The 22,421-nt window shown below is 69.0% G+C and carries 19 protein-coding genes; 15 read left to right on the forward strand and 4 right to left on the reverse strand.

Going from position 1 to position 22,421, the window contains the following annotated elements; translation table 11 throughout:
• The first annotated feature begins 120 nt into the window (after nucleotides 1–120).
• Both KVS69_RS09150 and KVS69_RS09155 read left to right on the forward strand, forming a co-directional pair.
• Nucleotides 121–1,002, forward strand: a complete 882-nt coding sequence (locus tag KVS69_RS09150) for a hypothetical protein (RefSeq protein WP_095362426.1) — start codon at nucleotides 121–123, stop codon at nucleotides 1,000–1,002.
• Between the two features lie 10 nt (nucleotides 1,003–1,012).
• Nucleotides 1,013–2,221 (forward strand): DUF4785 family protein, encoded by a 1,209-nt coding sequence (locus KVS69_RS09155; protein WP_217537836.1) that lies wholly within the window; start codon nucleotides 1,013–1,015, stop codon nucleotides 2,219–2,221.
• 34 nt (nucleotides 2,222–2,255) lie between these two features.
• Here KVS69_RS09155 and KVS69_RS09160 read toward each other — a convergent pair whose 3' ends face one another.
• Entirely contained in the window at nucleotides 2,256–3,086 is an 831-nt protein-coding gene (locus KVS69_RS09160) for an ATP-binding cassette domain-containing protein (protein ID WP_217537837.1), read from the reverse strand.
• A gap of 149 nt (nucleotides 3,087–3,235) precedes the next feature.
• On the opposite strand from KVS69_RS09160, the gene KVS69_RS09165 reads away from it, so the two are divergent.
• The 6 genes from KVS69_RS09165 (at nucleotide 3,236) to KVS69_RS09190 (ending at nucleotide 10,885) form a co-directional block, all read left to right on the forward strand.
• Nucleotides 3,236–4,438 (forward strand): fatty acid desaturase, encoded by a 1,203-nt coding sequence (locus tag KVS69_RS09165; protein ID WP_068848128.1) that lies wholly within the window; start codon nucleotides 3,236–3,238, stop codon nucleotides 4,436–4,438.
• Nucleotides 4,439–4,480: 42 nt separating this feature from the next.
• Nucleotides 4,481–4,810, forward strand: coding sequence for an EF-hand domain-containing protein (locus tag KVS69_RS09170; protein WP_068848130.1), 330 nt, complete (start codon nucleotides 4,481–4,483; stop codon nucleotides 4,808–4,810).
• 27 nt (nucleotides 4,811–4,837) lie between these two features.
• Nucleotides 4,838–5,650 carry a bifunctional DNA-formamidopyrimidine glycosylase/DNA-(apurinic or apyrimidinic site) lyase gene (mutM, locus tag KVS69_RS09175; protein ID WP_095362429.1) on the forward strand — a complete coding sequence of 271 codons (813 nt, stop codon included), beginning with the start codon at nucleotides 4,838–4,840 and terminating at the stop codon, nucleotides 5,648–5,650.
• Between the two features lie 65 nt (nucleotides 5,651–5,715).
• The gene (locus KVS69_RS09180) at nucleotides 5,716–6,282 is read left to right on the forward strand and encodes an ECF-type sigma factor (RefSeq protein WP_217537838.1); all 567 of its coding nucleotides are present in this window, start codon (nucleotides 5,716–5,718) and stop codon (nucleotides 6,280–6,282) included.
• A 78-nt stretch (nucleotides 6,283–6,360) separates the two neighbouring features.
• The gene (locus tag KVS69_RS09185) at nucleotides 6,361–9,234 is read left to right on the forward strand and encodes a serine/threonine-protein kinase (RefSeq protein ID WP_217537839.1); all 2,874 of its coding nucleotides are present in this window, start codon (nucleotides 6,361–6,363) and stop codon (nucleotides 9,232–9,234) included.
• A gap of 49 nt (nucleotides 9,235–9,283) precedes the next feature.
• Complete coding sequence (locus KVS69_RS09190) at nucleotides 9,284–10,885, forward strand: glucan biosynthesis protein D (protein ID WP_217537856.1); 1,602 nt, start codon at nucleotides 9,284–9,286, stop codon at nucleotides 10,883–10,885.
• A 39-nt stretch (nucleotides 10,886–10,924) separates the two neighbouring features.
• Here KVS69_RS09190 and KVS69_RS09195 read toward each other — a convergent pair whose 3' ends face one another.
• Entirely contained in the window at nucleotides 10,925–11,545 is a 621-nt protein-coding gene (locus KVS69_RS09195; RefSeq protein WP_068848139.1) for a thymidine kinase, read from the reverse strand.
• Nucleotides 11,546–11,566: 21 nt separating this feature from the next.
• Nucleotides 11,567–12,316, reverse strand: a complete 750-nt coding sequence (locus KVS69_RS09200; protein ID WP_095362431.1) for a hypothetical protein — start codon at nucleotides 12,314–12,316, stop codon at nucleotides 11,567–11,569.
• Between the two features lie 107 nt (nucleotides 12,317–12,423).
• Here KVS69_RS09200 and KVS69_RS09205 point away from each other — a divergent pair, with 107 nt between their 5' ends.
• On the forward strand, nucleotides 12,424–14,400 hold the full coding sequence (locus tag KVS69_RS09205; RefSeq protein ID WP_068848141.1) for a UvrD-helicase domain-containing protein: 1,977 nt from the start codon (nucleotides 12,424–12,426) through the stop codon (nucleotides 14,398–14,400).
• Between the two features lie 145 nt (nucleotides 14,401–14,545).
• On the forward strand, nucleotides 14,546–15,079 hold the full coding sequence (locus KVS69_RS09210; RefSeq protein ID WP_217537840.1) for a GNAT family N-acetyltransferase: 534 nt from the start codon (nucleotides 14,546–14,548) through the stop codon (nucleotides 15,077–15,079).
• Nucleotides 15,080–15,184: 105 nt separating this feature from the next.
• Here the strand turns inward: KVS69_RS09210 and KVS69_RS09215 are convergent, their stop codons facing one another.
• On the reverse strand, nucleotides 15,185–15,844 hold the full coding sequence (locus tag KVS69_RS09215; protein ID WP_093535351.1) for a DUF480 domain-containing protein: 660 nt from the start codon (nucleotides 15,842–15,844) through the stop codon (nucleotides 15,185–15,187).
• A 100-nt stretch (nucleotides 15,845–15,944) separates the two neighbouring features.
• On the opposite strand from KVS69_RS09215, the gene KVS69_RS09220 reads away from it, so the two are divergent.
• The 5 genes from KVS69_RS09220 to plsB all read left to right on the forward strand — a co-directional run bounded on the left by KVS69_RS09220 (nucleotide 15,945) and on the right by plsB (nucleotide 22,395).
• Nucleotides 15,945–16,877 carry a 5'-nucleotidase, lipoprotein e(P4) family gene (locus KVS69_RS09220; RefSeq protein WP_217537841.1) on the forward strand — a complete coding sequence of 311 codons (933 nt, stop codon included), beginning with the start codon at nucleotides 15,945–15,947 and terminating at the stop codon, nucleotides 16,875–16,877.
• On the forward strand, nucleotides 16,874–17,596 hold the full coding sequence (pyrF, locus tag KVS69_RS09225) for an orotidine-5'-phosphate decarboxylase (protein WP_217537842.1): 723 nt from the start codon (nucleotides 16,874–16,876) through the stop codon (nucleotides 17,594–17,596). The genes KVS69_RS09220 and pyrF overlap by 4 nt, the downstream gene beginning before the upstream one ends.
• Nucleotides 17,597–17,797: 201 nt before the next feature.
• Entirely contained in the window at nucleotides 17,798–18,619 is an 822-nt protein-coding gene (locus tag KVS69_RS09230; RefSeq protein WP_254622107.1) for a serine protease, read from the forward strand.
• A 114-nt stretch (nucleotides 18,620–18,733) separates the two neighbouring features.
• Nucleotides 18,734–19,720, forward strand: coding sequence for a hypothetical protein (locus tag KVS69_RS09235; RefSeq protein WP_217537843.1), 987 nt, complete (start codon nucleotides 18,734–18,736; stop codon nucleotides 19,718–19,720).
• Nucleotides 19,720–22,395 carry a glycerol-3-phosphate 1-O-acyltransferase PlsB gene (gene plsB / locus KVS69_RS09240; RefSeq protein ID WP_217537844.1) on the forward strand — a complete coding sequence of 892 codons (2,676 nt, stop codon included), beginning with the start codon at nucleotides 19,720–19,722 and terminating at the stop codon, nucleotides 22,393–22,395. The genes KVS69_RS09235 and plsB overlap by 1 nt, the downstream gene beginning before the upstream one ends.
• Nucleotides 22,396–22,421: the final 26 nt, after the last annotated feature.

The following is a 22,421-nucleotide window of genomic DNA, read 5'->3' on the forward strand; positions in this document are numbered from 1 at the left end:
GGGCCGCGTTGGGAGTCGTTTCAAATGATAGGAATCCTCTACTGGTTCACGGAAACCTATTCGCAGGCGGAATAGCTTCTGTCGGCAATCAGGGGGATCACCGGGAAAGGGAGTCACACGATGCAAAGCACTGCAGTGGGGAAGGGCGCGGGCCTGGCCCTGGGAATGATGCTGGCCTGCGCCAGCGCGCACGCCGCCGACGTGGTGGGCGTGGCGTTCGTGCACGGCACCGGCAAGCAGACCGATGCGCGCGCGGATTACTGGCAGCCGGGCATCATCGACACGGTGCGCCAGGGCCTGCCCAACAGCGCCAATTACACCGTGGTCAACTGCGATTTCGAGCAGTACATGTGGAAGCCTGAAGCGGCCGGCTGCCTGGCCGGGCAGCTCACCACCTTCATCAACACCCGTGGCATCACCAGGCTGGTGGTGATCACCCATTCCAACGGCGGCAACGTGGTGCGCTGGATCCTGTCCAACCCCACCTACGACAGCCGTTACCCGAAGCTTATCCAGACCATCAGCAAGGTCACCGCGCTGGCGCCCTCGTCGGCCGGCACGCCGCTGGCCGACGCCGTGCTCAACGGCAACGCCTTCGAAGCGTCGGTCGGCTGGCTGCTGGGTTACCAGAACGATGCGGTGCGCATGCAGCAGGTGGGCTGGATGGCCACCTACAACGCGCAGAACCTGTACGGCACCGCCGGTCGCCCGGCGCTGCCCAAGCCGTTCCGCGCGGTGGTGGGTTCGGATGTGGAATCGGCGGTGTGGGACAGCAACAGCTACTGCGGTGGCTATGCGCAGAACGTGGGGCTGGAGCTCACCCAGAACTGGCTCGACAGCTGTTCCGATGGCTTCCTGGAATGCAGCAGCCAGAAGGCGGCCGGCAGCGTGCTGTTCACCGACAAGGCGCGCACCAACGGCGCCGAACCGCTCAGCCACAACCAGAGCCGGCGCGAATGCTTCGGCCTGGGCGCGATCCTGCGCAACGACCTGACCCTCTGAGGAGCACGCCATGACGTCACGATTGATGCTTGCAATGGCCGTCGCCTCGGCACTGTTCGCGCTGCCGCTGCACGCCGCCCAACCGCTGCAGGCCGCGCGCGGCACCGACCAGGTGGCCCCACGCGTGGAGCGCGCACCGATGCCCGATGCCACGGTGGAACGCGCCCCCGTGCGCTTTGCCTGGGCGCTGGACCCGACCCGGGCGCTGAGCGCGCCGGCCCCGTTCGTTGCACTGAGCCGCAGCTACTGGGACACCGTGGATGCGGCCACGCTGCAGCGCGGCCTGGAGCTGCCGCTCACCGCGCCGGATGCGGTGATCCAGGTCAGCCCGGTGCAGGGCGCCCGCGCGCTGGAGGTGGAGCAGCTGCAGGTGCGCGACCCCTCCGGGGCGGTGGCGCTGGACAAGGTGGTCGATGCCCAGCAGCTGCGCGCCGCAGGCATGGGCGTGGGCGAGGGCAGCGCGATGGCGCGGACCGGCGCCAGCACGGCGGTGGGCACCTACCGCCTGCAGGCCCCGCAGGCCCAGGGCCGCTACGTGGTACAGGTGCTGGAGCCCAACAGCCCGATCGCGCTGACCCTGCAGGCCGACCGCCAGCAGGTGCTGGCCGGTGGCAGCATGCTGTTGAACGCACGCCTGCAGCACGACGGTGGCAACGCGGCGCGGGCGGCGGGGCGCTCGGCAGCGCGCACGCTGCCGGCGGGCGGCGAAGCACTGCTGGTGGCACCGGACGGGCGCAGCTGGCCGGTGCCGCTGGTGGCCGGGAAGGATGGCCTGCGCGCGCAGGTGACCATCCCCGAGGATGTGGGGCAGGCACAGGGGCTGTGGGAGCTGCAGGCCTTCGTGACCGCGCAGGGCGTGCAGCGCGACGCCAAGGTGGCGTTCGCCGTCGCCTTGCCGACGGCGCGCTTCAGCGGCCAGGTCGAGGTGGATGCCGCCCGGCGCCAGGTGCGGCTGCCGCTGCAGATCGGCGCGCCGGGCCGTTACGAGGCGCGCGGCACGCTGCACGCCACCGGGCCCGACGGCAGGCTGCACCCGGTGGCGCAGGCGCATAGCGCGGCGTGGTTTGATGCGGCCGGTGCCGGCGAACTGCTGCTGGCGTTCGACACGGTGGCATTACCGGGTGGCTACGGCGCCCCGTTCGAACTGCGTGACCTGCAGCTGCAGGACCAGGGCCGGATGGCCCCGATCGAAAGCCGCGCAGTAGCAGTGCGGTTCTGATGGAGGCCGGGGGCGGCAACGCCGCCCCCGGCTGTCACCCCGCGAAGGCGGTCAACCGGCCCTCGTGCTCGACGACCTGGATCGGCCCGCCGAATACCTCCGACAGCGGCCCATCCCGCAGCAATTCCGCCCGTGTGCCATCGGCCGCGATCCGGCCACCGCGCAGCAGCACCACGCGTTCGATTTCCGGAATCACTTCTTCGATGTGGTGGGTCACCAGCACCAGGGTGATGCCCTGCGCGGCCAGCGTGCGCATGGTGGCGATCAGGTGCTGGCGCGCCACCAGGTCCAGTCCGGTGGACGGCTCGTCCAGCAGCAGCGCCTGCGGCCGGTTCACCAGCGCACGGGCGATCAGCACGCGCCGGGTTTCACCGGCGGACAATTCGGCATAGCCCCGGTGCAGCAATGGCAACGCCCCGGTCAGTGCCAGCGTCTCGCGCACCCGCGCGCGCATGTCGTCGGTGACCTCGCGGAACGCGGGCACCACGAAGCTGGCGAAGAACCCCGACAGCACCGCTTCTTCCACGGTCAGCCCGGGCATGTCGGCCAGGTTGCTGCTCAGGTCACCGGTGACGATGCCCAGCTGCGAGCGCAGCCGGTCCACCTGCCAGCGGTTCTGCCCGAGCACGCGCACGGCGACGGTGCCGTCCGCGTGCGCCAGCGGGTACAGCTCACGGGTGATGAGCTTGATGAAGGAGGATTTGCCGCAGCCATTGGGGCCGAGCAGCGCGGTGTGCTGGCCCTGGGCGATGCGCAGGCTCAGGTCATGCAGCACGCGGACCTGCCCCCGGATCACACAGGCGCGGTCGAGTTCGATCAGGGGGGCGGCGGCGGCGATGGCCGGCGGTGGGGTGGCAACGGTCATGAATGCGGGGGCAATGCTCACGAAGGGGGAAAACAACTGAATGACTGCGCAAAAATCGCATCAGACGGATGAAGTTTGCAACGTCTGGCCCCATGATGGACCCACCTGTCACCGTTTCCCTGCTGGCCATCACGGCCCGGAGTCCTGCGATGCTCGATACCCTCATCAACTTCCTGACCGGCGGTGTCGTCGGCCTCGGCTGGTGGGGCATGGGCCTGGTGCTGCTGGTGTTCACCCAGCTCACCATCTTTGCCGTCACGCTCTACCTGCATCGCAGCCAGGCGCACCGCGGCGTGGATTTCCACCCGGTCATCGCGCACTTCTTCCGCTTCTGGACCTGGCTCACTACCTCCATGATCACCAAGGAGTGGGTGGCCATTCACCGCAAGCACCACGCCAAGGTGGAAACCGACGAAGACCCGCACAGCCCGGTGACCAAGGGCATCGGCACGGTGTTCTGGCGCGGCGTGGAGCTGTACCGCGAAGCCCGTGGCATGCGCGCGGACATCGAACAGTACGGCCGCGGCGCCCCGGAAGACTGGATCGAGCGCCACCTGTACACCCCGCACGCCAACCTGGGCCCGGTGGCCCTGTTGGCGGTGAACCTGCTGCTGTTCGGCCTGCCCGGCGTGGCCCTGTGGGCGATCCAGATGGCGTGGATTCCGTTCTGGGCCGCCGGCGTGGTCAACGGCCTGGGCCACTGGTGGGGCTACCGCAACTTCGAGTCGGCCGATACCTCCACCAACCTCACCCCGTGGGCGTTCTGGATCGGCGGCGAAGAACTGCACAACAACCACCATGCCTTCCCCAGCTCGGCCCGCTTCTCGATGCGCCGCTGGGAGTTCGATATCGGCTGGGCGGCGATCCGTGGCCTGCAGGCCGTGGGCCTGGCCAAGGTGCTGCGCGTGGCGCCCAGCATGGACGTGCGCCCGAACATCGCCGTGCCCGATGCCGAAACCCTGAAGGCCCTGCTCTCGCACCGCTTCCAGGCCATGACCGATTACCAGCGCAACGTGTTCGTGCCGGCCCTGCGCGAAGAAGCCGCGTTTGCCGGTGCCAAGCTGCGCAAGCTGCTGCCGCGCCGCATGCGCCGGGGCCTGGTCAACGACGGCCGCTGGCTCAAGCCCGATTGCCGCGCCGAACTCAGCAGCTGGGTCGAACAGCGCCCGCGCATCCGCGTGCTGGTCGAACACCGCGCGCGCCTGGCCGCCCTGCTGGAAGCCCGTGGCAACGATGCCGCCGAACGCCTGAAGCTGCTCCAGGCTTGGTGCCATGAAGCCGAGGCCAGTGGCATCGCCGCGCTGCAGAACTACGCCGCGCGCCTGAAAGGCTACGCGCTGACGGCGCACTGACCGGTGCGGCCTGCCCCTGGCACCACCGGAAAGCGCCGCCTTGTGCGGCGTTTTTCCTGCGCGTCCCTGTTGCTGCTCGCCGCCGCCGCGCAGGCCCAGGTCACCGACACCGGCAGTTACCTGCAACGCATGGATGCCGATGGCGACGGCAAGGTCAGCGTCGAGGAGTATGTGCAATGGATGATGTACGCCTTCGACCGCATGGACCGCAACGCCGACGGCGTGCTCAGCGCCGATGAACTGCCCGGCGGCAAAGGCAGGCCGATCACCCGCGAGCAGCAACGGCAGACGATCATCGAACGCTTCCACAAGCAGGACGCCAACGGTGACGGCTTCCTGAGCGCGAAAGAGCTCGCCGCCCCACCCCGATGACACCGCGCACCCGCCTGCCATTCCCCCATGCCTGAACTTCCCGAAGTAGAAACCACCCGCCGCGGCCTGGCCCCGCACCTGGAAGGGCGCCGCGTGCACGGCGTGATCCTGCGCCGGCCGGACCTGCGTTGGCCGATTCCCGACGAAATCAGCGCGCTGCTGCCCGGCCAGGCGATTGAAGGCGTGCGCCGCCGCGCCAAGTACCTGCTGCTCGACACCGCCATCGGCAGCGCAGTGCTGCACCTGGGCATGTCCGGCAGCCTGCGTGTACTCCCGGGGGATACCCCGGTCCGCGCGCACGACCACGTGGACATCAGCCTGGACAACGGCCGCCTGCTGCGCTTCAACGACCCGCGCCGCTTCGGCAGCCTGCTCTGGCAGCCGGCGGGGGAAATCCATGAGCTGCTGGCCACGCTGGGCCCGGAACCGCTGGATGACGCGTTCGACGGCGACTACCTGTTCCAGCGCAGCCGGGGCCGGAAGGCGCCGGTGAAAACCTTCCTGATGGACCAGGCCATCGTGGTGGGGGTGGGGAACATCTACGCCGCCGAAAGCCTGTTCATGGCCGGGATCAACCCGCTGCGCGAGGCGGGGAAGATCTCGCGTGAGCGCTACCAGCGCCTGGCCACGGCGGTGAAGCAGATCCTGGCCTATGCCATCACCCGTGGCGGCACCACCCTGCGCGATTTCATCAACCCCGACGGTGCCCCGGGCTATTTCGAGCAGGAACTGCTGGTCTACGGCCGTGAAGGCGAACCATGCCGGCAGTGCGGGCGCGCCCTGCGCCACGCCACCATCGGCCAGCGCGCCAGCGTCTGGTGCGGCCACTGCCAGCGCTGAACTGTCCTACGCATCTGCAGGAAGCGGCGCTATAGTCGGCCAAACGTCACCGGCGGGGGTGTGCGATGGACGAAAGCCCGGATATCACCGTATGGCTCGATTCGGCCCGGTCGGGCGACCGCGCCTCGCTGGACCGGGTGCTGACCCTGCTCTACCAGGAACTGCACAGCATGGCCCGGCGCCAGCTGGCCGGGCAGCAGGGCCGCACCCTGGATGCCACCTCGCTGGTCCACGAGTCCTACCTCAAGCTGCTGGGGGCACGCGGCGCGGCGCGCTTTGAAGACCGCGCGCACTTCTTTGCCTACGCGGCCTCGGCCATGCGCAGCGTGGTAGTGGATTACGCGCGCAACCGGCTGGCGCGCAAGCGCGGCGGCGATCTCAAGCGCGTGGCGGAAATACCTGAGAACAGCAGCAGCGGCGTGCGTCTGGATGAGGACCTGCTGGCGCTGGACGTGGCACTGGCACGGCTGCAGGCGGTGGACAACCACCTGGCCAAGGTAGTGGAGCTGCGCTACTTCGCGGGGTTGTCGGAACAGGAAATCGCCGATCTGTGCCAGCGCTCGGAGCGCAGCATCCGGCGCGATTGGCAGAAGGCACGGATGTTCCTGCTGGCGTCGGTCCGCGAGGACTGAGCACGGCGGCAGTCGGGTTCCCGCGCGAGGGCGCGGGCGGATGTGCACGGTGGCAACACAGCGCCCGGGGAAGGGACGATGGACGCAGTGCGCTGGCGGCAGTTGTCGACGCTGCTGGATCAGTTGCTGGAACTACCCCACGACCAGCGCGCCGCACGCCTGGCGCAGCTACGCGTGGCCAATGCGACGCTGGCCGATGACCTGGAACGGCTGCTGGAGCACGAGCAGGAAAGCCAGGAATTCCTGGCCCAGCCGCTGTGGACCGCCGCGCCCGAGGACAGCCGCGCCGGCACCCACATCGGTCCGTACCGGTTGCTGCGACAGCTGGGCGAAGGCGGCATGGGCGAAGTCTGGCTGGCCGAACGGGCCGACGGGCTGTACCAGCGCCAGGTAGCGCTGAAGCTGCTGCGCAGCGGCTACGCCGACCCCGGCCTGCGCCAGCGCTTCAGTCGCGAACGCGAAATCCTGGCGCGGCTGCAGCACCCGCACCTGGCGCAGCTGCTGGATGCCGGCGTGGACCTGCAGGGCCAGCCGTACCTGGCGCTGGCCTATGTGGAAGGCGAGCCGATCACCGATTACTGCCAGCGCCTGCAGCTGCCGCTGGAACGCCGGCTGCAGCTGATGCTGCAGGTATGCGCGGTGGTCAGCCACGCACACGCCAACCTGATCGTGCACCGGGACCTCAAGCCCTCCAACATCCTGGTCACCGCCAACGGTGAGGTGAAGCTGCTGGATTTCGGCATCGCCAAGCTGCTGGACGATGAGCAGGCGCGCACCAACGCCGCGCACCCGCCGACCGAAGCGCGCGCCTTCACCCTGCACTACGCCGCACCCGAACAGGTACGCGGCGAACCGGTGACCACGCTGACCGATGTGTATTCGCTGGGCGTGGTGCTGTTCGAGGTGATCACCGGGCGCAAGCCCTATCGCCTGCGCCGGCACAGCGACGCCGAGTGGGAGCGCTCGATCCTGGAGGTGGATGCGCCGCGTGCGTCCAGCGTGCTGCTGCGCGGCGACATCACCGATGCGGCGGCCACGCCGGCGGCGCGGCGCCTGGCCCGGCGCCTGCGCGGTGACCTGGACACGATCCTGCTCAAGGCACTGCAGAAGGACCCTGCGCAGCGCTATGCCTCGGTGGAAGCGCTGGCGCAGGACCTGCAGCGCTTCCTGGAAGGCCGCCCGATCCACGCGCGCCCGCAGCGTTCGCTGTACCGCCTGCGCAAGTACCTGGGACGGCACCGCTGGGGCGTGGCGCTGGCTGCGGTGGCGATCCTGGCACTGGCGGTGCTGGCGGCACTGGCGCTGTGGCAGATGCAGCAGGCGCGGCGTGAGATCGCGCGTGCGCAGGCCATGCAGGATTTCACCATCGGCCTGTTCGACCGCGCCGCCAGCGTGCGCCACGGCAGCTTCGATGTGCGCCAGCTGCTGGCCACCGGGCAGCAGCGCGGCGAGGCGGAGCTGGCTGACCAGCCATTGCCGCTGGCCGACCTGGAAGGGGTGATCGGCCGGCTGCGGATCGGCATGGGCGACTACGCGCTGGCGCTGGAAACGCTGGACCGGCAGCGCGCGCTGCTGGACCAGGTCAAGCAGGTGCCGCCCGGGCTGCAGCTGGAAGCGGTCACCCAGCGCGGCCGCGCGCTGCGCATGCTGGGCCGCTCGCGCGAGTGCGTGGCGCACATGACGCCGATGCAGGCGCTGGCGGCCGAGCAGCGTCAGGCGCTGCCGTCGGTGGTGGCCGAGTTCCACGCCCAGCTGGGCCGCTGCCAGCAGCTGCTGGGCTACCGCGATGAAGCCCGCGAAGGGTTCGAGCGTGCGCTGGCATTGCGCCGCGACATCACCCACGACGCCACCGGAATGGCCGAGAGCCTGTCCGACCTGGCCGCACTGGAGAGTGACGACGGCAACGCGCAGGCCGCGCTGGCCGGCTACCGCCAGGCCCTGCAGCTGCTGCAGGCGCGCACCACCGACCGCCACCCGCAGCTGGTCACCCTGCGCCGCCACCTGGGCGAAATGATGGCCGCGCAGGGCGACCTGGACGGTGCCGACCGCAGCCTGCGCGCGGCGTGGACCGACGCGGTCAGCCTGTACGGCAATGACCATCCCGAAACGCTGGCCATCCGCCGCCTGCGCGCGACCCTGGCCCTGCAGCGCGGCGATCTGGCCGAAGCCGAGGCCGCCCTGCAGCAGGTGCACCGGCTGACCCGCCAGGCGCTGGGCGAGCAGCACCGCGACACCGGCCAGACCTGGCATGCGCTCGGCCGCTCGGCGCTGGAGCGCGGCGACAACGCGGCGGCGGTGGAGGCCTTCGGCCGCGCAGTGGCGATCTGGCGCCAGCCCGACTGCATCGGGCTGCTGCCGCAGGGCTTGTACGACTATGGCAACGCGCTGGCCGAGCTCGGCCGCTGGCAGGATGCGCTGGCCGCCTTCCACGAGGGCCGCCAGTGGCAGGCCGCACAGCGCGGCGACGACGACCCGGAAGTGCAGCGGGGCGACCGCCGCATGGCCGAGATCATCGGCGAGCATGTCGACCCCTGGCAGGCCGGCGAGCGCCTGGCAAAACTCATGCGGCAATCCGCGCGGGGTGGCCCGGAGGCCCGCCTGCAACTGCAGGCGGTACAGCTGGCGTGGGGACGCAACCTGCTCCGCATGGACCAACCGGTGGAAGCACAGCGCGCGCTGCAGCCGCTGACCGAGGGCGGGGCGATGGATCCGCGCAGCGTCAACCTGCGCTGGCTGGCACGGACCGCGCTGGGCCAGCTGGACTGCACGCGGGCGCCGGCACGGGGGCGCGAGGCACTGGTGCGGCTGCAGGCAGAAGTACGCGCGCAGCGGCCGCAGGGCGGCCGCATTCCCCGGCAGATCGAGCAGGCGCTGCAGGCCTGTGGCAGCAAGCGCCTGCAGGCGCGCACCATCCAGCCTGAACGCAGGCCCGGCGCCACGGCGGCGAATTAACGTTCACGTGCCTATGATGGCCGACCCTTTCCTGCCCATCGCTGCCTGCATGCAACGACGCGACTTCATCCGCAACGCCTCCCTGGCCCTGGCCGCCATTGGTTTTCCCGCGCTGCCGGCCTGCGCCGCGCAGGGCAGCCAGGTAGGCCTGCGCCGGCTGGGCCAGCCGCAGCCGTTCGATTTCGCCACCCTCAAGGGCCAGGCACGCGCGCTGTCCGAGGCGGCTTACAAGAGTCATCGCCGGACCCTGCCGGGGCCGCTGGAGGCGCTGGACTGGGACCAGTACCAGTCGATCCGCTACCGCCAGGACCACGCGCTGTGGGCTGACCAGCCCGGCCGCTTCCAGGCCAAGTTCTTCCACCTGGGCCTGTATTTCCATGCGCCGGTGCGCATGTTCGACATCGTCGACGGCAAGGCGCAGGAACTGGCCTATGACCCGGCCGCGTTCGATTACGGCAAGAGCGGCCTGAAGAACGGCCACCTGCCGGCCGACCTGGGCTTTGCCGGGTTCCGGCTCAATACCCGCGCCGACACCGACCGCGATTTCGCCGCCTTCCTGGGCGCCAGCTACTTCCGGGCGGTAGGCAAGGAAGGCCAGTACGGCCAGTCCGCCCGTGGCCTGGCGATCGACACCGGCATGGACCGCCCGGAGGAATTCCCCGATTTCATTGCCTACTTCCTGGAACAGCCGGCCGCCGACTCCAACACGCTGGTGGTGTACGCGCTGCTGGATTCGCCCAGCGTGGCCGGTGCCTACCGCTTCGCCATCACCAACGGCGATGTGCTGCTGATGGACGTGGACGTGGCGCTGTACCCGCGCAAGGCCATCGAACGGCTGGGCATCGCGCCGTGCACCAGCATGTTCCAGGTGGGCGAGAACGACCGCCGGATGGCCTGGGACTGGCGCCCGGAGATCCACGACACCGACGGCCTGTCGATGTGGAACGGCGCTGGCGAGTGGATCTGGCGCCCGCTGTCCAACCCGCGCCAGCTGCGCTTCAACATGTTCGTGGACAACAACCCGAAGGGCTTTGGCCTGCTGCAGCGCGACCGCAGCTTCGACCACTACCAGGATGATGGCGTGTTCTACGAGAAGCGCCCTTGCCTGTGGGTGGAACCGAAGGGTCAGTGGGGCAGGGGCTCGGTCCAGCTGGTGGAAATTCCCACCGTGGACGAGACCTTCGACAACATCGTGGCGTTCTGGAACCCTGAAGCCAAGCCGCAGCCGGGCCAGGAAATGCTGCTGGGCTACCGCCTGTACTGGGGCGCCGAGCCGCCCGCGCGGCCGCCGCTGGCGCAGGCCGTGGCCACCCGCACCGGCCTGGGCGGGGTGATCGGCAAGAAGCGCGAGTATTTCTCGTGGCGCTTTGCCGTGGACTTCCAGGGCGGCGAACTGGCCGCGCTGATCGACAAGGGCGAAGTGGAAGCGGTGGTGCAGGCCAGCCGCGGCCGCACCGAGATCGTCTCGGCGCGCCCGCTGCGCGAGATCAAGGGTTACCGCGCCATGTTCGACCTGGTGCCGCCCGATGACAGCACCGACCAGATCGACATCCGCCTGTACCTGCGCAGCGGTGGCAAGACCCTGACGGAAACCTGGCTGTACCAGTACAGCCCGCCGCCGGCGGGGGCGCCGGAGCGTACGTTGTATTGAGAAGGTGTACCGACCAACGGTCGGTACCTACCGGCACGTCTACAAGGGTAGCCGTGCCTGGGCAGGGTCGATCCTGCCTTCGCCGCGCGTGATCTTCTTGAACTCCGCGCGGCTGACCGAGACGTAGCGTTCGTTGCCGCCGATCTCCACCTGCGGGCCGTCCTGCACTGCGTGGCCGTGTTCGTCCACGCGCACGGTCATGGTGGCTTTCTTACCGCTGTGGCAGATGGTCTTGATCTCCTGCATCTCGTCGGCCCACGCCAGCAGGTACTGGCTGCCTTCGAACAGCTCGCCGCGGAAATCGGTGCGCAGCCCGTAGCACAGCACCGGAATGCGCAGCTGGTCGACCACTTCGCTGAGCTGCCAGACCTGGCTGCGGCTGAGGAACTGTGCCTCGTCCACCAGCACGCAGCCCAACGGCCCGTCGCTGGCGATGTCGGCGCGGATCAGCTGCTCCAGGTCGGTATCGCGGTCGAAGGCAATGCCATCGGCCTTCAGGCCGATCCGCGAGGCCACCACGCCGCGCCCCGCACGGTCGTCCAGGCGCGGGGTGAGGATGGCCACGCGCATGCCGCGCTCGCGGTAGTTGTGCGCCGACTGCAGCAGCGTGGTGGTCTTGCCGGCGTTCATCGCCGAATAGTAGAAATAGAGCTTGGCCATCGGCCAATTCTAGACGGCGCGCTACCTCCCGTCGCCCTCTCCGCCGTGGACGGTTTCCGGCCGCCCCACGTCGATCTGCTGCTGGCGCAGCGGGGCCATCCAGTAGGTGTCGTGCAGACACCAGTACAGCTCGGGCTTCCAGTATTCCGGGTCGTAGTAGTCCGCACCGGACTGAACCTCGCCCGCCGTGGCGCCGGTGTGCTGTACAACCTGCAGGCCGCTGTGCACGTGCCCGACCCGGCTGCCGGTGATCTTCGACAGCCTTCCGCGCATGGCGCTTTCCAGCCGCGGCTTGGCGACCTGGTCGCCGTACTGGGCGAACACGTCCTGCCTGCGCTGCAGCGCCCGCTCGCGCTGCCCCGCGTCCAGCTCGGCCCACCAGGCGTCGCGCAGGCGCACGAAGTCGTGATAGCCGCGCTCGGCGGCCAGGTCCATCCACGCGTAGGCCAGCTCCGGATCGGCCGGCACCCCACTGCCCTCGCGGTACATGATCGCCACCCGCAGCTGCGAGTACTTGTCGGCGTACTCGGCGGCCTTGCGGAACCGCGACAACGCGCGTGGCAGGTTGCCCTTGTCGAACTCCTTCAGCCCATAACGGCGCCAGCGCAGATCCGGATGGCCATCCAGGAAGCCATCGGTCATCAGCGAGGCGGGAATGGTCCGGGGGACCTGCCGCGCACAGCCAGGGGTGCTTGCGCCAGCGACCCCGGTGGCCAGCCAGAGGGCCGCGCCCACCGCGCTGCCGGCCATCCAATGCATGAATCCATTCATGTGATTGCTCCGATCCGATCGCTCTCTGGATATCCCACCGCCCGGCGCAGGTCAAGCCGGGTCCGGTGGCCCGCCGCCCGTTACAATGCGGCACCCACGGAGAAGGCATGCACGGTCTCAATCCCCCCCAACGCGCGGCAGTGCTGCACTGCGAAGGTCCCCTGCTGGTACTGGCCGGCGCGGGAAGCGGCAAGACGCGCGTGATCGTGGAAAAGATCGCCCAGCTGATCAGCACTCGCCGTTACCCGGCCAAGCGCATCGCGGCGATCACCTTCACCAACAAGTCCGCCAAGGAAATGCGCGAGCGCGTGGCCAAGCGCCTGCAGGGCGGCGACGCCGAAGATGTCACCATCTGCACCTTCCATGCGCTGGGCCTGAAGTTCCTGCAGATCGAGCATGCCGCGGTAGGCCTCAAGCGCGGCTTCTCGATCTTCGATGCCGACGATTCCACCTCGCAGGTGAAAGACCTGATGTACGGCGCCAAGCCGGACGACATCGAGGACGTGAAGAACCTCATCTCGCGTGCGAAGAACGCCGGCCTGTCGCCCGAACAGGCGATGGCCGAAGCGCGCAGCAACCGCGAAAAGGAAGCGGCCAGCGTCTACGAGCGCTACCAGCTGCGCCTGACCGCGTTCAACGCGGTCGATTTCGACGACCTGATCCGGCTGCCGGTGCAGGTGCTGGAGGAGAATCCGGAGATCGCGCTGGCCTGGCGTGAACGCATCGGCTACCTGCTGGTCGACGAATGCCAGGACACCAACGATGCGCAGTACCGGCTGCTCAAGCAGCTGGCCGGCACTGCCGGCAACTTCACCTGCGTGGGCGACGATGACCAGTCCATCTACGCCTGGCGCGGGGCCAACCCGGAAAACCTGCAGCAGATGGCGCGCGATTACCCGGCGCTGGAAATCATCAAGCTTGAGCAGAATTACCGTTGCTCCAATCGCGTGCTGCGCGCGGCCAACGCGCTGATCGCCAACAACCCGCATGAACACCTGAAGAAGCTGTGGAGCGACCAGGCCGACGGCGAACGCATCCGCGTGTGGGAGTGTCGCAACAGCGAACACGAGGCGGAGAAGGTCGCCGCCGAGATTTCCTACCTGGCCACCTCCAAGCAGATTCCGTGGAGCGACTTCTGCATCCTGTTCCGCGGCAACTTCCAGTCGCGGCCGCTGGAAAAGGCGCTGCAGCTGGTGCGCGCGCCGTACCACATCACCGGCGGCACCGCGTTCCTGGAACGCCAGGAAGTGAAGGACACGCTGTCGTGGCTGCGCCTGCTGGTGAACCCCGATGACGATACGGCGTTCATGCGCGCGGTGCAGTCGCCCAAGCGTGAGGTGGGCGCCGGCACGCTGGCCAAGCTCGCCGAGCTGGCCTCGGACAAGGAACTGCCGATGGCGCATGCGGCCGAGGCGATCGGCGCGCTGGCGCAGCTGCCGCCGCGCGCCGCCAACAGCCTGAGCCGCTTCACCGACATCCTGCGCGACCTGCGCGCGGAAATGCCCAAGCTGAGCTCGGGCGACCTGGTGCGGAAGCTGGTGAAGGATTCGGGGCTGGTGTCCGAACTGCGCAGCACCTGCAAGGAAGAGTCGGTGTACCAGCGCCGGCTGGCCAACCTGGAAGAGCTGGCGCAGTGGTTCGAAGGCGGTCCGCGTGGCGCTTCTACCGCCGACCTGGCCGCGCAGCTGGCGTTGTTGTCGCGCAACGACAAGGACGACGGTGGCAACCAGGTGCGGATGATGACCCTGCACGCGTCCAAGGGCCTGGAGTTCCCGTATGTGTTCATCGTCGGCTGCGAGGACGGCGTGCTGCCGCACCAGGTCAGCCTGGACGAGGGCAACCTGCAGGAAGAACGCCGCCTGCTGTACGTGGGCATCACCCGCGCCAAGGTGCAGCTGTGGATGAGCCACAGCAAGCTGACCCGCAAGTTCGGCGAGCATGTGCGGCTCAAGCCCAGCCGGTTCTTCGACGAGATTCCCGCCGAAGAAATGCAGCGCGACGGTGCCGACCCGGTGGCCGATGCGGCGCGCAAGAAGGAGCGCGCCAGCGCCGGCCTGGCGGCGATCGAGGCCTTGTTCGACTGACGTTGTAGAGCCGACTGTCAGTCGGCTGCCGTTCGCGCGGCGCCTGCAGAAGGCAGCCGACAGAAGGCAGCCGACTAACAGTCGGCTCTACCCACGTATTGCGGCAGCCTGCACAATCGGGCAATTCCTGCCTGCGAGCGACGCGATGTCCGCCGTGATCCAGACCGAACGCCTGCACCTGCGCCTGATCGATCCCGACCATGATGCGGCGGACATGCTGGCGCTGCTCAATGAACCCGGTTTCATCCGCCATATCGCCGACCGTGGCGTGCGCACCCTGGCGCAGGCGCGCGATTACACCGCCGAACGCGTGCTCGGCAGTTACACGCTCAACGGGTTCGGCATGTACGCCATCATCCGGCGCAGCGACGGCGCGTGGCTGGGCAACGCCGGGCTGGTGCGCCGCGATGGGCTGCCCGCGCCGGACGTGGGCTATGCGCTGCTGTCGCAGTACGAAGGCCATGGCTACGCGTTCGAGGCCGCGCGCGGGGTGGTGCATTACGCGCGCGACGTTCTCGGCTACCCGGACCTCTACGGCATCGTCGCCCCGGAGAACCTGCGCTCGGCCGCGCTGCTGCGCAAGCTGGGCATGGAAGACCGTGGCGATGTGCGCCTGCCGGCACCACGCGATGAAGAAGTGCTGCTGCTGTTTGCCACACCGGGGGCGCCGCAGGTTTGACGGTTGTCCACCAATCGCGTGGGACACGCATGGCGTGTCGCTACGCCTGTGCGACGAGATTTCAGGCCGCGCCGTAGCGACACGCCATGCGTGTCCAACGCAATCTCACCCGCCCAGCTGGGCGCGCAACTCGGCCAACTGTTCCTGCAACGCGGCCACCGTGGTTTCCAGCGCCTGCACCCGCGCTTCCAGCGCGGCATTGCCGCCGCCACTGGACGGTGCGGATTTGTACTGCTCGGCCAACGCCTGCACATCCACCGGGCCGGCCAGCAGGTGCATGTAACGGTCTTCGCGCTGGCCGCCGGCGCGCGGCAGCAGCACAGCCAGGCCGCGCTGGATCATGCGCTCCACGTGGTGGCGCAGCTCGTCGGCGTCCTGGAACTGGAACAGGCGTTCGCTGCGGGTGAGCAGCTCGTTCACCGTCTGCGGGCCGCGCAGCAGCAGCAGGCCCAGGATGGCCAGCTGCTGCCGGGTCAGGTCCAGCGCGCTGCCGGCGCGGTGCTCGTAGCGCTCGGCACGCGAGGAGAACTGCTGGCGGGCCAGGCCCAGGGTTTCCAGCTGGCGCAGGGCGTGGTGCACGTCGCCGGCCGACAGCTGCAGCACCGGCTCGCGGGCGGTCTTCTGGTTGGCCGCCACCTGGGTGGCGTTGACCGTGAGCGGGTAGGCGTCCGGGGTGGTCGCTTCCTTCTCGATCAGGCAGCCCAGGGCACGGGCCTGGGCCGCGTTGAGCACGGGCAGGGCAGGGGTCTGGGTGTCGTCGGTCATCTCGCGCTCCGGGTGTTGCTGGGCCGTGCAGCATAGCCGAGCCCTGCGGCCGGCATGAACCGCAGCGGCCAAGCCGGTAAACTGGCGCCACTCAGTACTGGTGATTGCCATGCGTCGTACCGCTGTTTCCCTGTCCGTGCTTGCCTGCGCCGTGATGGCGCTGGGGGCGTGCAAGCGCACCGAAACCCCCGCCGAAGCTGCTGCCCCGGCCCCTGCTGCCGCCGCTGCCGCGCCTGCCGCGAAGGGCGATGCCGCCGTGGCCGCCAACGACAACCTCAACGCCGTGCTGTGGATGCAGCGTTCGCAGGAATACCGGGCGATCACCGAGCAGACCTACCGCGCCGCTGCCGACCATCTGGACAAGGCGCTCAAGGAAGCCAACTGGGATGCGCTGGTGCCTGAAGAGCGCGGCAACGCCGCCAAGGGCCTGAAGCCGGCCGTGGTGCTGGACGTGGACGAAACCGTGCTGGACAACTCGCCCTACCAGGCCCGCCTGGTCCGCGACGGCGGCGAGTACGACGAACTGAGCTGGGACCAGTGGGTGGCCGAAAAGAAGGCCAAGGCCATTCCGGGCGTGGTCGATTTCGCCAAGGCGGCCAACGCCAAGGGCGTGACCCTGCTGTACATCTCCAACCGCGCCGTGCACCTCAAGGAGGCCACCCTGGCCAACCTGCTTGCCGAAGGCCTTCCAGTGGCCGATGACAGCGTGTTCCTGGGCCTGGGCACGGTGGTGAAGGACTGCGAGCAGGCCGGCAGCGAAAAGAACTGCCGCCGCCGCCTGGCCGGGCAGAACTACCGCGTGCTGATGCAGTTCGGCGACCAGCTGGGCGACTTCGTGGAAGTGACCGCCAACACCAATGACGGCCGCGACGCGCTGCTGCAGCAGTACCACGACTGGTTCGGCGAGCGCTGGTGGATGCTGCCCAACCCGACCTACGGCGGCTTCGAACCGGCCCAGTTCAACAACGACTACAGCCAGTCGCGCCAAGCCCGCCACGACGCCAAGCGGGCCGCCCTGGACTACGCGCCGTGAGCCGCGCCCCGCTGCCGCTGCGCGATGACGAACGCCTGATCTTCGCGCTCGATGTGCCGGGCCGCGAGGATGCGCTGGCCTGGGTGGACCGACTGGGCGATGCGGTCTCCTTCTACAAGATCGGCATGGAGCTGCTGGCCTCGGGCGAGTACTTCGAAGTGCTCGATGCGCTGGCCGCGCGCGACAAGCGCGTGTTCGTCGACCTGAAGTTCTTCGACATCCCGGCCACCGCTGCGGCGGTGATCAAGCGCCTGTCGCAGTGGCCGGTGAGCTACGCCACCATCCATGGTTGGCACCCGGCGATGATGGAGGCCTGCGCGGCCGCCAACAGCAGCGACATGCGCCTGCTGGCGGTGACCGTGCTGACCTCGATGGGGCGTGAGGACCTGCGTGGCATGGGCATCGACCGCGAGCCGGTCGACGTGGTGGTGGAACGCGCGCTGGCCGCGCAGGCCGCCGGCATCGACGGCGTGATCGCCTCGGGCCAGGAAGCCGGCCCGATCCGCGCCGCCACCGGCGCCGGGTTCTCGATCGTGTGCCCGGGCATCCGCCCCGGTGGCCCGGTTGGCGATGACCAGAAGCGCACCGTGGGCGTGGCCCAGGCGTTCGCCGACGGCGCCGATGCCATCGTGGTCGGTCGCCCGATCCGCTTGGCGGCCGACCCGCGCGCGGCTGCGCGGGCGATCCAGGACGAGATCAGCGCCGCCCGTCGCTGCTGATGTAGGGGTTGCACGCACCGGGATGGAACTGCATCCCGGTGCCAGGTAGCGCCTGTTCGCAGAAATGGATCCATCAATCGTTGGCGCCGCTGAAACGCGACCGACCACGCAGTTGTTCCGACTTCTTTGCCGTCGAATCGACCCGGCACACGCCCCGGCGCTGTGCCTGTCGTTTCCACTTTTCCGCAAAGGAGTTGCTGCATGCGTATCTGTTCCCGGCCGGCCTGGATGTTCGGCCTGATCCTTTCTGCTGTTTCGGTTCCCGCACTGGCCCAGCCCGGGCCGGACACCGTGCCCCACATCATCGGCGGGGGCGACGCCGAACCCGGCCAGTACCCGTTCATGGCCAGCCTGCAGCGGCTGGGCCGCGGCGATTCGGACCACGCCCGCCACAACTGCGGTGCCACCTTGATCTCGCCCTCCTGGGTGCTCACCGCCGCGCACTGCGTTGACGGGCTGCCGCCGGCGCAGCTGGCGGTGCTGGTCGGGGAGACCACGCTGAAGACCACGCCGCGCCGCCGTGCCTCCAACGTCAAGGCCATCCACGTCCACCCGGCCTACGACGAAGGCAACCTGCTCAACGACGTGGCGCTGATCCAGCTCAAGCGGGCGGTGCCCAAGGCCGAGCCGGCCGAGTTGTTGCTGGGCCGGGACAGTGCCTACCTGCGGCCCGGACGCGCCTTCACGGTGATCGGCTGGGGGGTGACCGACTTCCCCGGGGAGCAGGATCTGCCGACCACCCTGCAGACAGTGCAGACCCCGTTCGTGACCTTCGCCGCGTGCCAGCAGGCCTACCCGGACCTGCAGGCCGGCGCGGTGATCTGCGCCGGCGCCGAGGGCATCGACAGCTGCAGCGGCGACTCCGGCGGGCCGCTGCTGGTGCGCCGCAAGGGCGCCTGGACGGTGCTGGGCACGGTCAGCTGGGGCGAGGGCTGCGCGCTGCCGGATCGCCCTGGGGTGTACGCGCGGTTATCGCAGGGCTATGTGCGCGATTTCATCCAGGCCACCTGGATGCGTGACTGATATCCAATAGAAACAGAGGGTTGCGCCCATCCTGCCGGTCCGGCGGGCAGGATGGGTTGCCGCTGTGGGGGCGCAGGCCGCAAGATGCGGACCGGTCCGGGGAAGTCCGAATTCATGTCCATGCCGTTGATGACAGGGCGCTACCGACCCTGGGTGATGTCGCTGTCGCTGTGCGGGCTGCTGCTGGTGGGGGCGTGCAAGCGCGACACGATCGACCCGGATGCACCCGCCGCTGAGCCGGTGGCCGCGTTGCAGCAGATCGCCCGCCACCTGGCCGACAACGACCTGGTGGGCTACGCCCGCGCCTCGGTGCCGCCGGCCCAGTACACCCGCCTGCAGGCGGCCTGGGACGAGGGTCACAGCCGCTGGCCGCTCACCGACCTGCCGCTGGATGGCCAGCTGCTGCCGATGCTGGCGGCGCTGTCCGCGCCGGACGCGCCCAAGCGCCTGCAGCGCTCGTTCGACACCCAGATTGCCGGCCAGGCCACCGGGGTGCGCCAGGCGGCCCATTCGATGGGGCTGTTCGGCGTGCAGTACCTGCGCAACCAGACCGACTACAGCGAGGCCGAGCGCGCCCACTACAGCCAGGTTGTGGATGTGCTGAGCCGCTGGGCGGCCGCCGCGCCGCTGACCGACAAGCAGCGCGCAAAGACCACCATCACCCTGTTGACCGCCACCGCACGCAGTGCCGGGTTGTCCACCGACGCCGAGCTGCAGGCGGCCGGCATGGAGGGCAGCCTGCGCCGGCTGGGGCCGTTCGCCAAGGCGCTGAAGACCGCGCTGGCCAGTTACGGGCTGTCGCTGGACGCGGCGATGACCGACCTGCGCGGCGAACTGGTGTCGCAGGAGGGCGACACCGCCGTGCTGCGGATCCAGTACCCGCTGGCCGGCGAACAGATCGAAGCCCAGGTGCGCATGACCCGCCGCGAGGGCCACTGGTACCTGGCGCGCACCCTGGAAGAGACCGACGCATTGCTCAAGGCGGCTGACGAAGCGAAGGCCGCCATGGCCGCGCAAGCTGAACATGACGCTCAGCTGGCTGCAGAAGCAGAGGCCGCCGCGCAGGTCAAGGACGGTGCTTCTGCACCGGCTAAGCCATAATGAAGCCGATGCCGAACCAGAATCCCCTGCCTTTCCCCGGCGAAGAGCCGCCCAAGACGCCGGACGTCCCGTCCGCGTCGCCCGACACCGTGCCCGGCGCGGACGCCCCGACCGCGGGCGCAACCGACCCGGCGGCGATCGTGCCCAGCCCGGTCAGCGCGGCAGCGCGCACCTCGTTCGGGCGCCGCCCGTGGTGGGCCCGCCTGCTGGGCCGCCTGGTCGAACCGTGGCTGTCGCTGAAGATCGAACCCGAACATCCCGGCCAGTACGACGACGGCCGCCCGGTGGTCTACGTGCTGGAAGACTACGGTCTGTCCAACGCGCTGATCCTGGACAAGGCCTGCCGTGAAGCCGGGCTGCCCTCGCCGCTGGTGCCCATTGCCGGCGACCCGACCGGGCGCAGGCGGGCCTATCTGGCGCTGTCGCGGCGGAGCAGCAGCAACTCGCTGATTCCCGAACAGCGCGGCGCCAAGACCCATTCCGATTCGCTGGCCAAGGTACTGCAGGCCCACCGCGCCCGCGGCGAGCTGGACGTGAACCTGGTGCCGGTGTCGATCTTCGTCGGCCGCGCGCCGGACAAGCAGAGCGGCTGGTTCGCGGTGCTGTTCTCGGAAAACTGGGCGCTGGTGGGCCGCTTCCGCCGCCTGCTGGCGGTGCTGCTCAACGGCCGCAGCACCATCGTGCGGTTCGCCCCGCCGATCTCGTTGCGCGCCACCGTGGACGAAGGGCTGGACCCCGAGCGCACGGTGCGCAAGCTGCAGCGCGTGCTGCGCACCCACTTCCGCCGCATCCGCGAATCGGTGATCGGGCCGGACCTGTCCACCCGTCGCCTGCTGGTGGACAAGGTGCTGGAGGCCGACACGGTGCGCGAGGCGATCGCGTCGCAGGCCAAGCGCGACAACACCAAGCCGGCCGACGCCTGGAAGAAGGCGCACGCCTACGCCTGGGAAATCGCCGCGGACTACTCCAGCCCGGTGGTGCGCTCGGCCAGCTTCATGCTCAGCCATGTGTGGAACCGCATCTACGCGGGCGTGCTGGTGCACCACCTGGACAAGTTCAAGGCCGCCGCGCCGGGCCATGAAGTGGTGTACGTGCCCAGCCACCGCAGCCACATGGATTACCTGCTGCTGTCCTACCTGTTGTACGACCGCGGCATCGTGCCGCCGCACATCGTGGCGGGCATCAACCTGAACCTGCCGGTGGTGGGCACGCTGCTGCGCAAGGGCGGTGCGTTCTTCATCCGCCGCTCGATCCGCGGCAACGCGCTGTATTCGGCGGTGCTGAGCGAATACGTGGCGCAGCTGGTGGCCGGTGGCTATTCGATCGAATACTTCGTCGAAGGCGGCCGTTCGCGTACCGGGCGCCTGCTGCAGCCCAAGGGCGGCATGATCTCGATGACGCTGCGCGCGTTCCTGCGCCAGCCGCGCAAGCCGGTGCTGTTCCAGCCGGTGTACATCGGCTATGAAAAGCTGATGGAAGGCGGCAGTTACCTGGACGAGCTGTCCGGGCGCCCGAAGGAGAAGGAATCGATCTGGCAGCTGCTGTGGTCGATCCCCAAGGTGCTCAAGCAGAACTACGGCCAGGTGGTGGTGAACTTCGGCGAGCCGATCGCGCTCAACGACGTACTGGCCCGCCAGGCACCGGAATGGGATGGCGCGCCGGTTGGCGAGGACGAGAAGCCGTCGTGGCTGTCGGGCACGGTGGACCACCTGGCCGAACGCATCCAAGTGCACATCAACGGCGCGGCCGACGTCAATCCGATCAACCTGCTGGCGCTGGCGCTGCTGTCCACGCCCAAGCATGCGATGGGCGAAGCCGACCTGATCGCGCAGATCGAGCTGTGCAAGACCCTGCTGGTGGAAATGCCGTATTCGGACCGGGTCACGGTCACGCCGCATTCGCCGGAGCGGATCATCGCGCACGCCGAGGAAATCAACGTGCTGACCCGGATCAAGCACCCGCTGGGCGATGTGCTCAGCGTCAGTGGCGATACCGCGGTGCTGCTCAGCTACTTCCGCAACAACGTCATCCACCTGTTCACCGCGTCGTCGTGGGTGGCGTGCTGCTTCCAGAACAACCGCCGCATGAGCCGCACCGGGCTGGTGCAGCTGGGCCGCACCGTGTACCCGTTCCTGCAGGCCGAGCTGTTCCTGCCGTGGACCGAAGACGAATTCGCCCAGCGCATCGAGCAGACCATCGCGGTGTTCGTGCGCGAGGGCCTGCTGCAGAACGTCAATGACGACGATGGCGGCATCCTGGCGCGCAACACCGGGCAGACCGACGAGGTGTTCCGCCTGCGTGCGATCGGCCATTCGCTGCAGCAGGCGTTCGAGCGGTATTACATCGCCATTTCGGTGCTGGTGAAGAACGGCCCGGGCACGCTGGGCGCAGCCGAGCTGGAAAGCCTGTGCCAGCAGGCCGCGCAGCGCCTGAGCCTGCTCTACGCCCCGGCCGCGCCGGAGTTCTTCGACCGCACCCTGTTCCGTGGCTTCATCCAGAAGCTGCGCGAGCTGCGCCTGGTGTGGCCGGACGAGAACAGCAAGCTGCTGTTCGACGAACGCCTGGACATGTGGGCCAAGGACGCCAAGTTCATCCTGGGCCGCGAGCTGCGCCACACCATCGAGCGGGTGAGCCCCGAAGCCGCGAAGCCAGAGGAACCGGTGGCCGCGGATTGACGGCGGCGGCGATCATTTCTGGTCGC

The sequence above is a fragment of the Stenotrophomonas sp. GbtcB23 genome, from assembly GCF_019091045.1.
Lineage (GTDB): Bacteria > Pseudomonadota > Gammaproteobacteria > Xanthomonadales > Xanthomonadaceae > Stenotrophomonas > Stenotrophomonas rhizophila_A.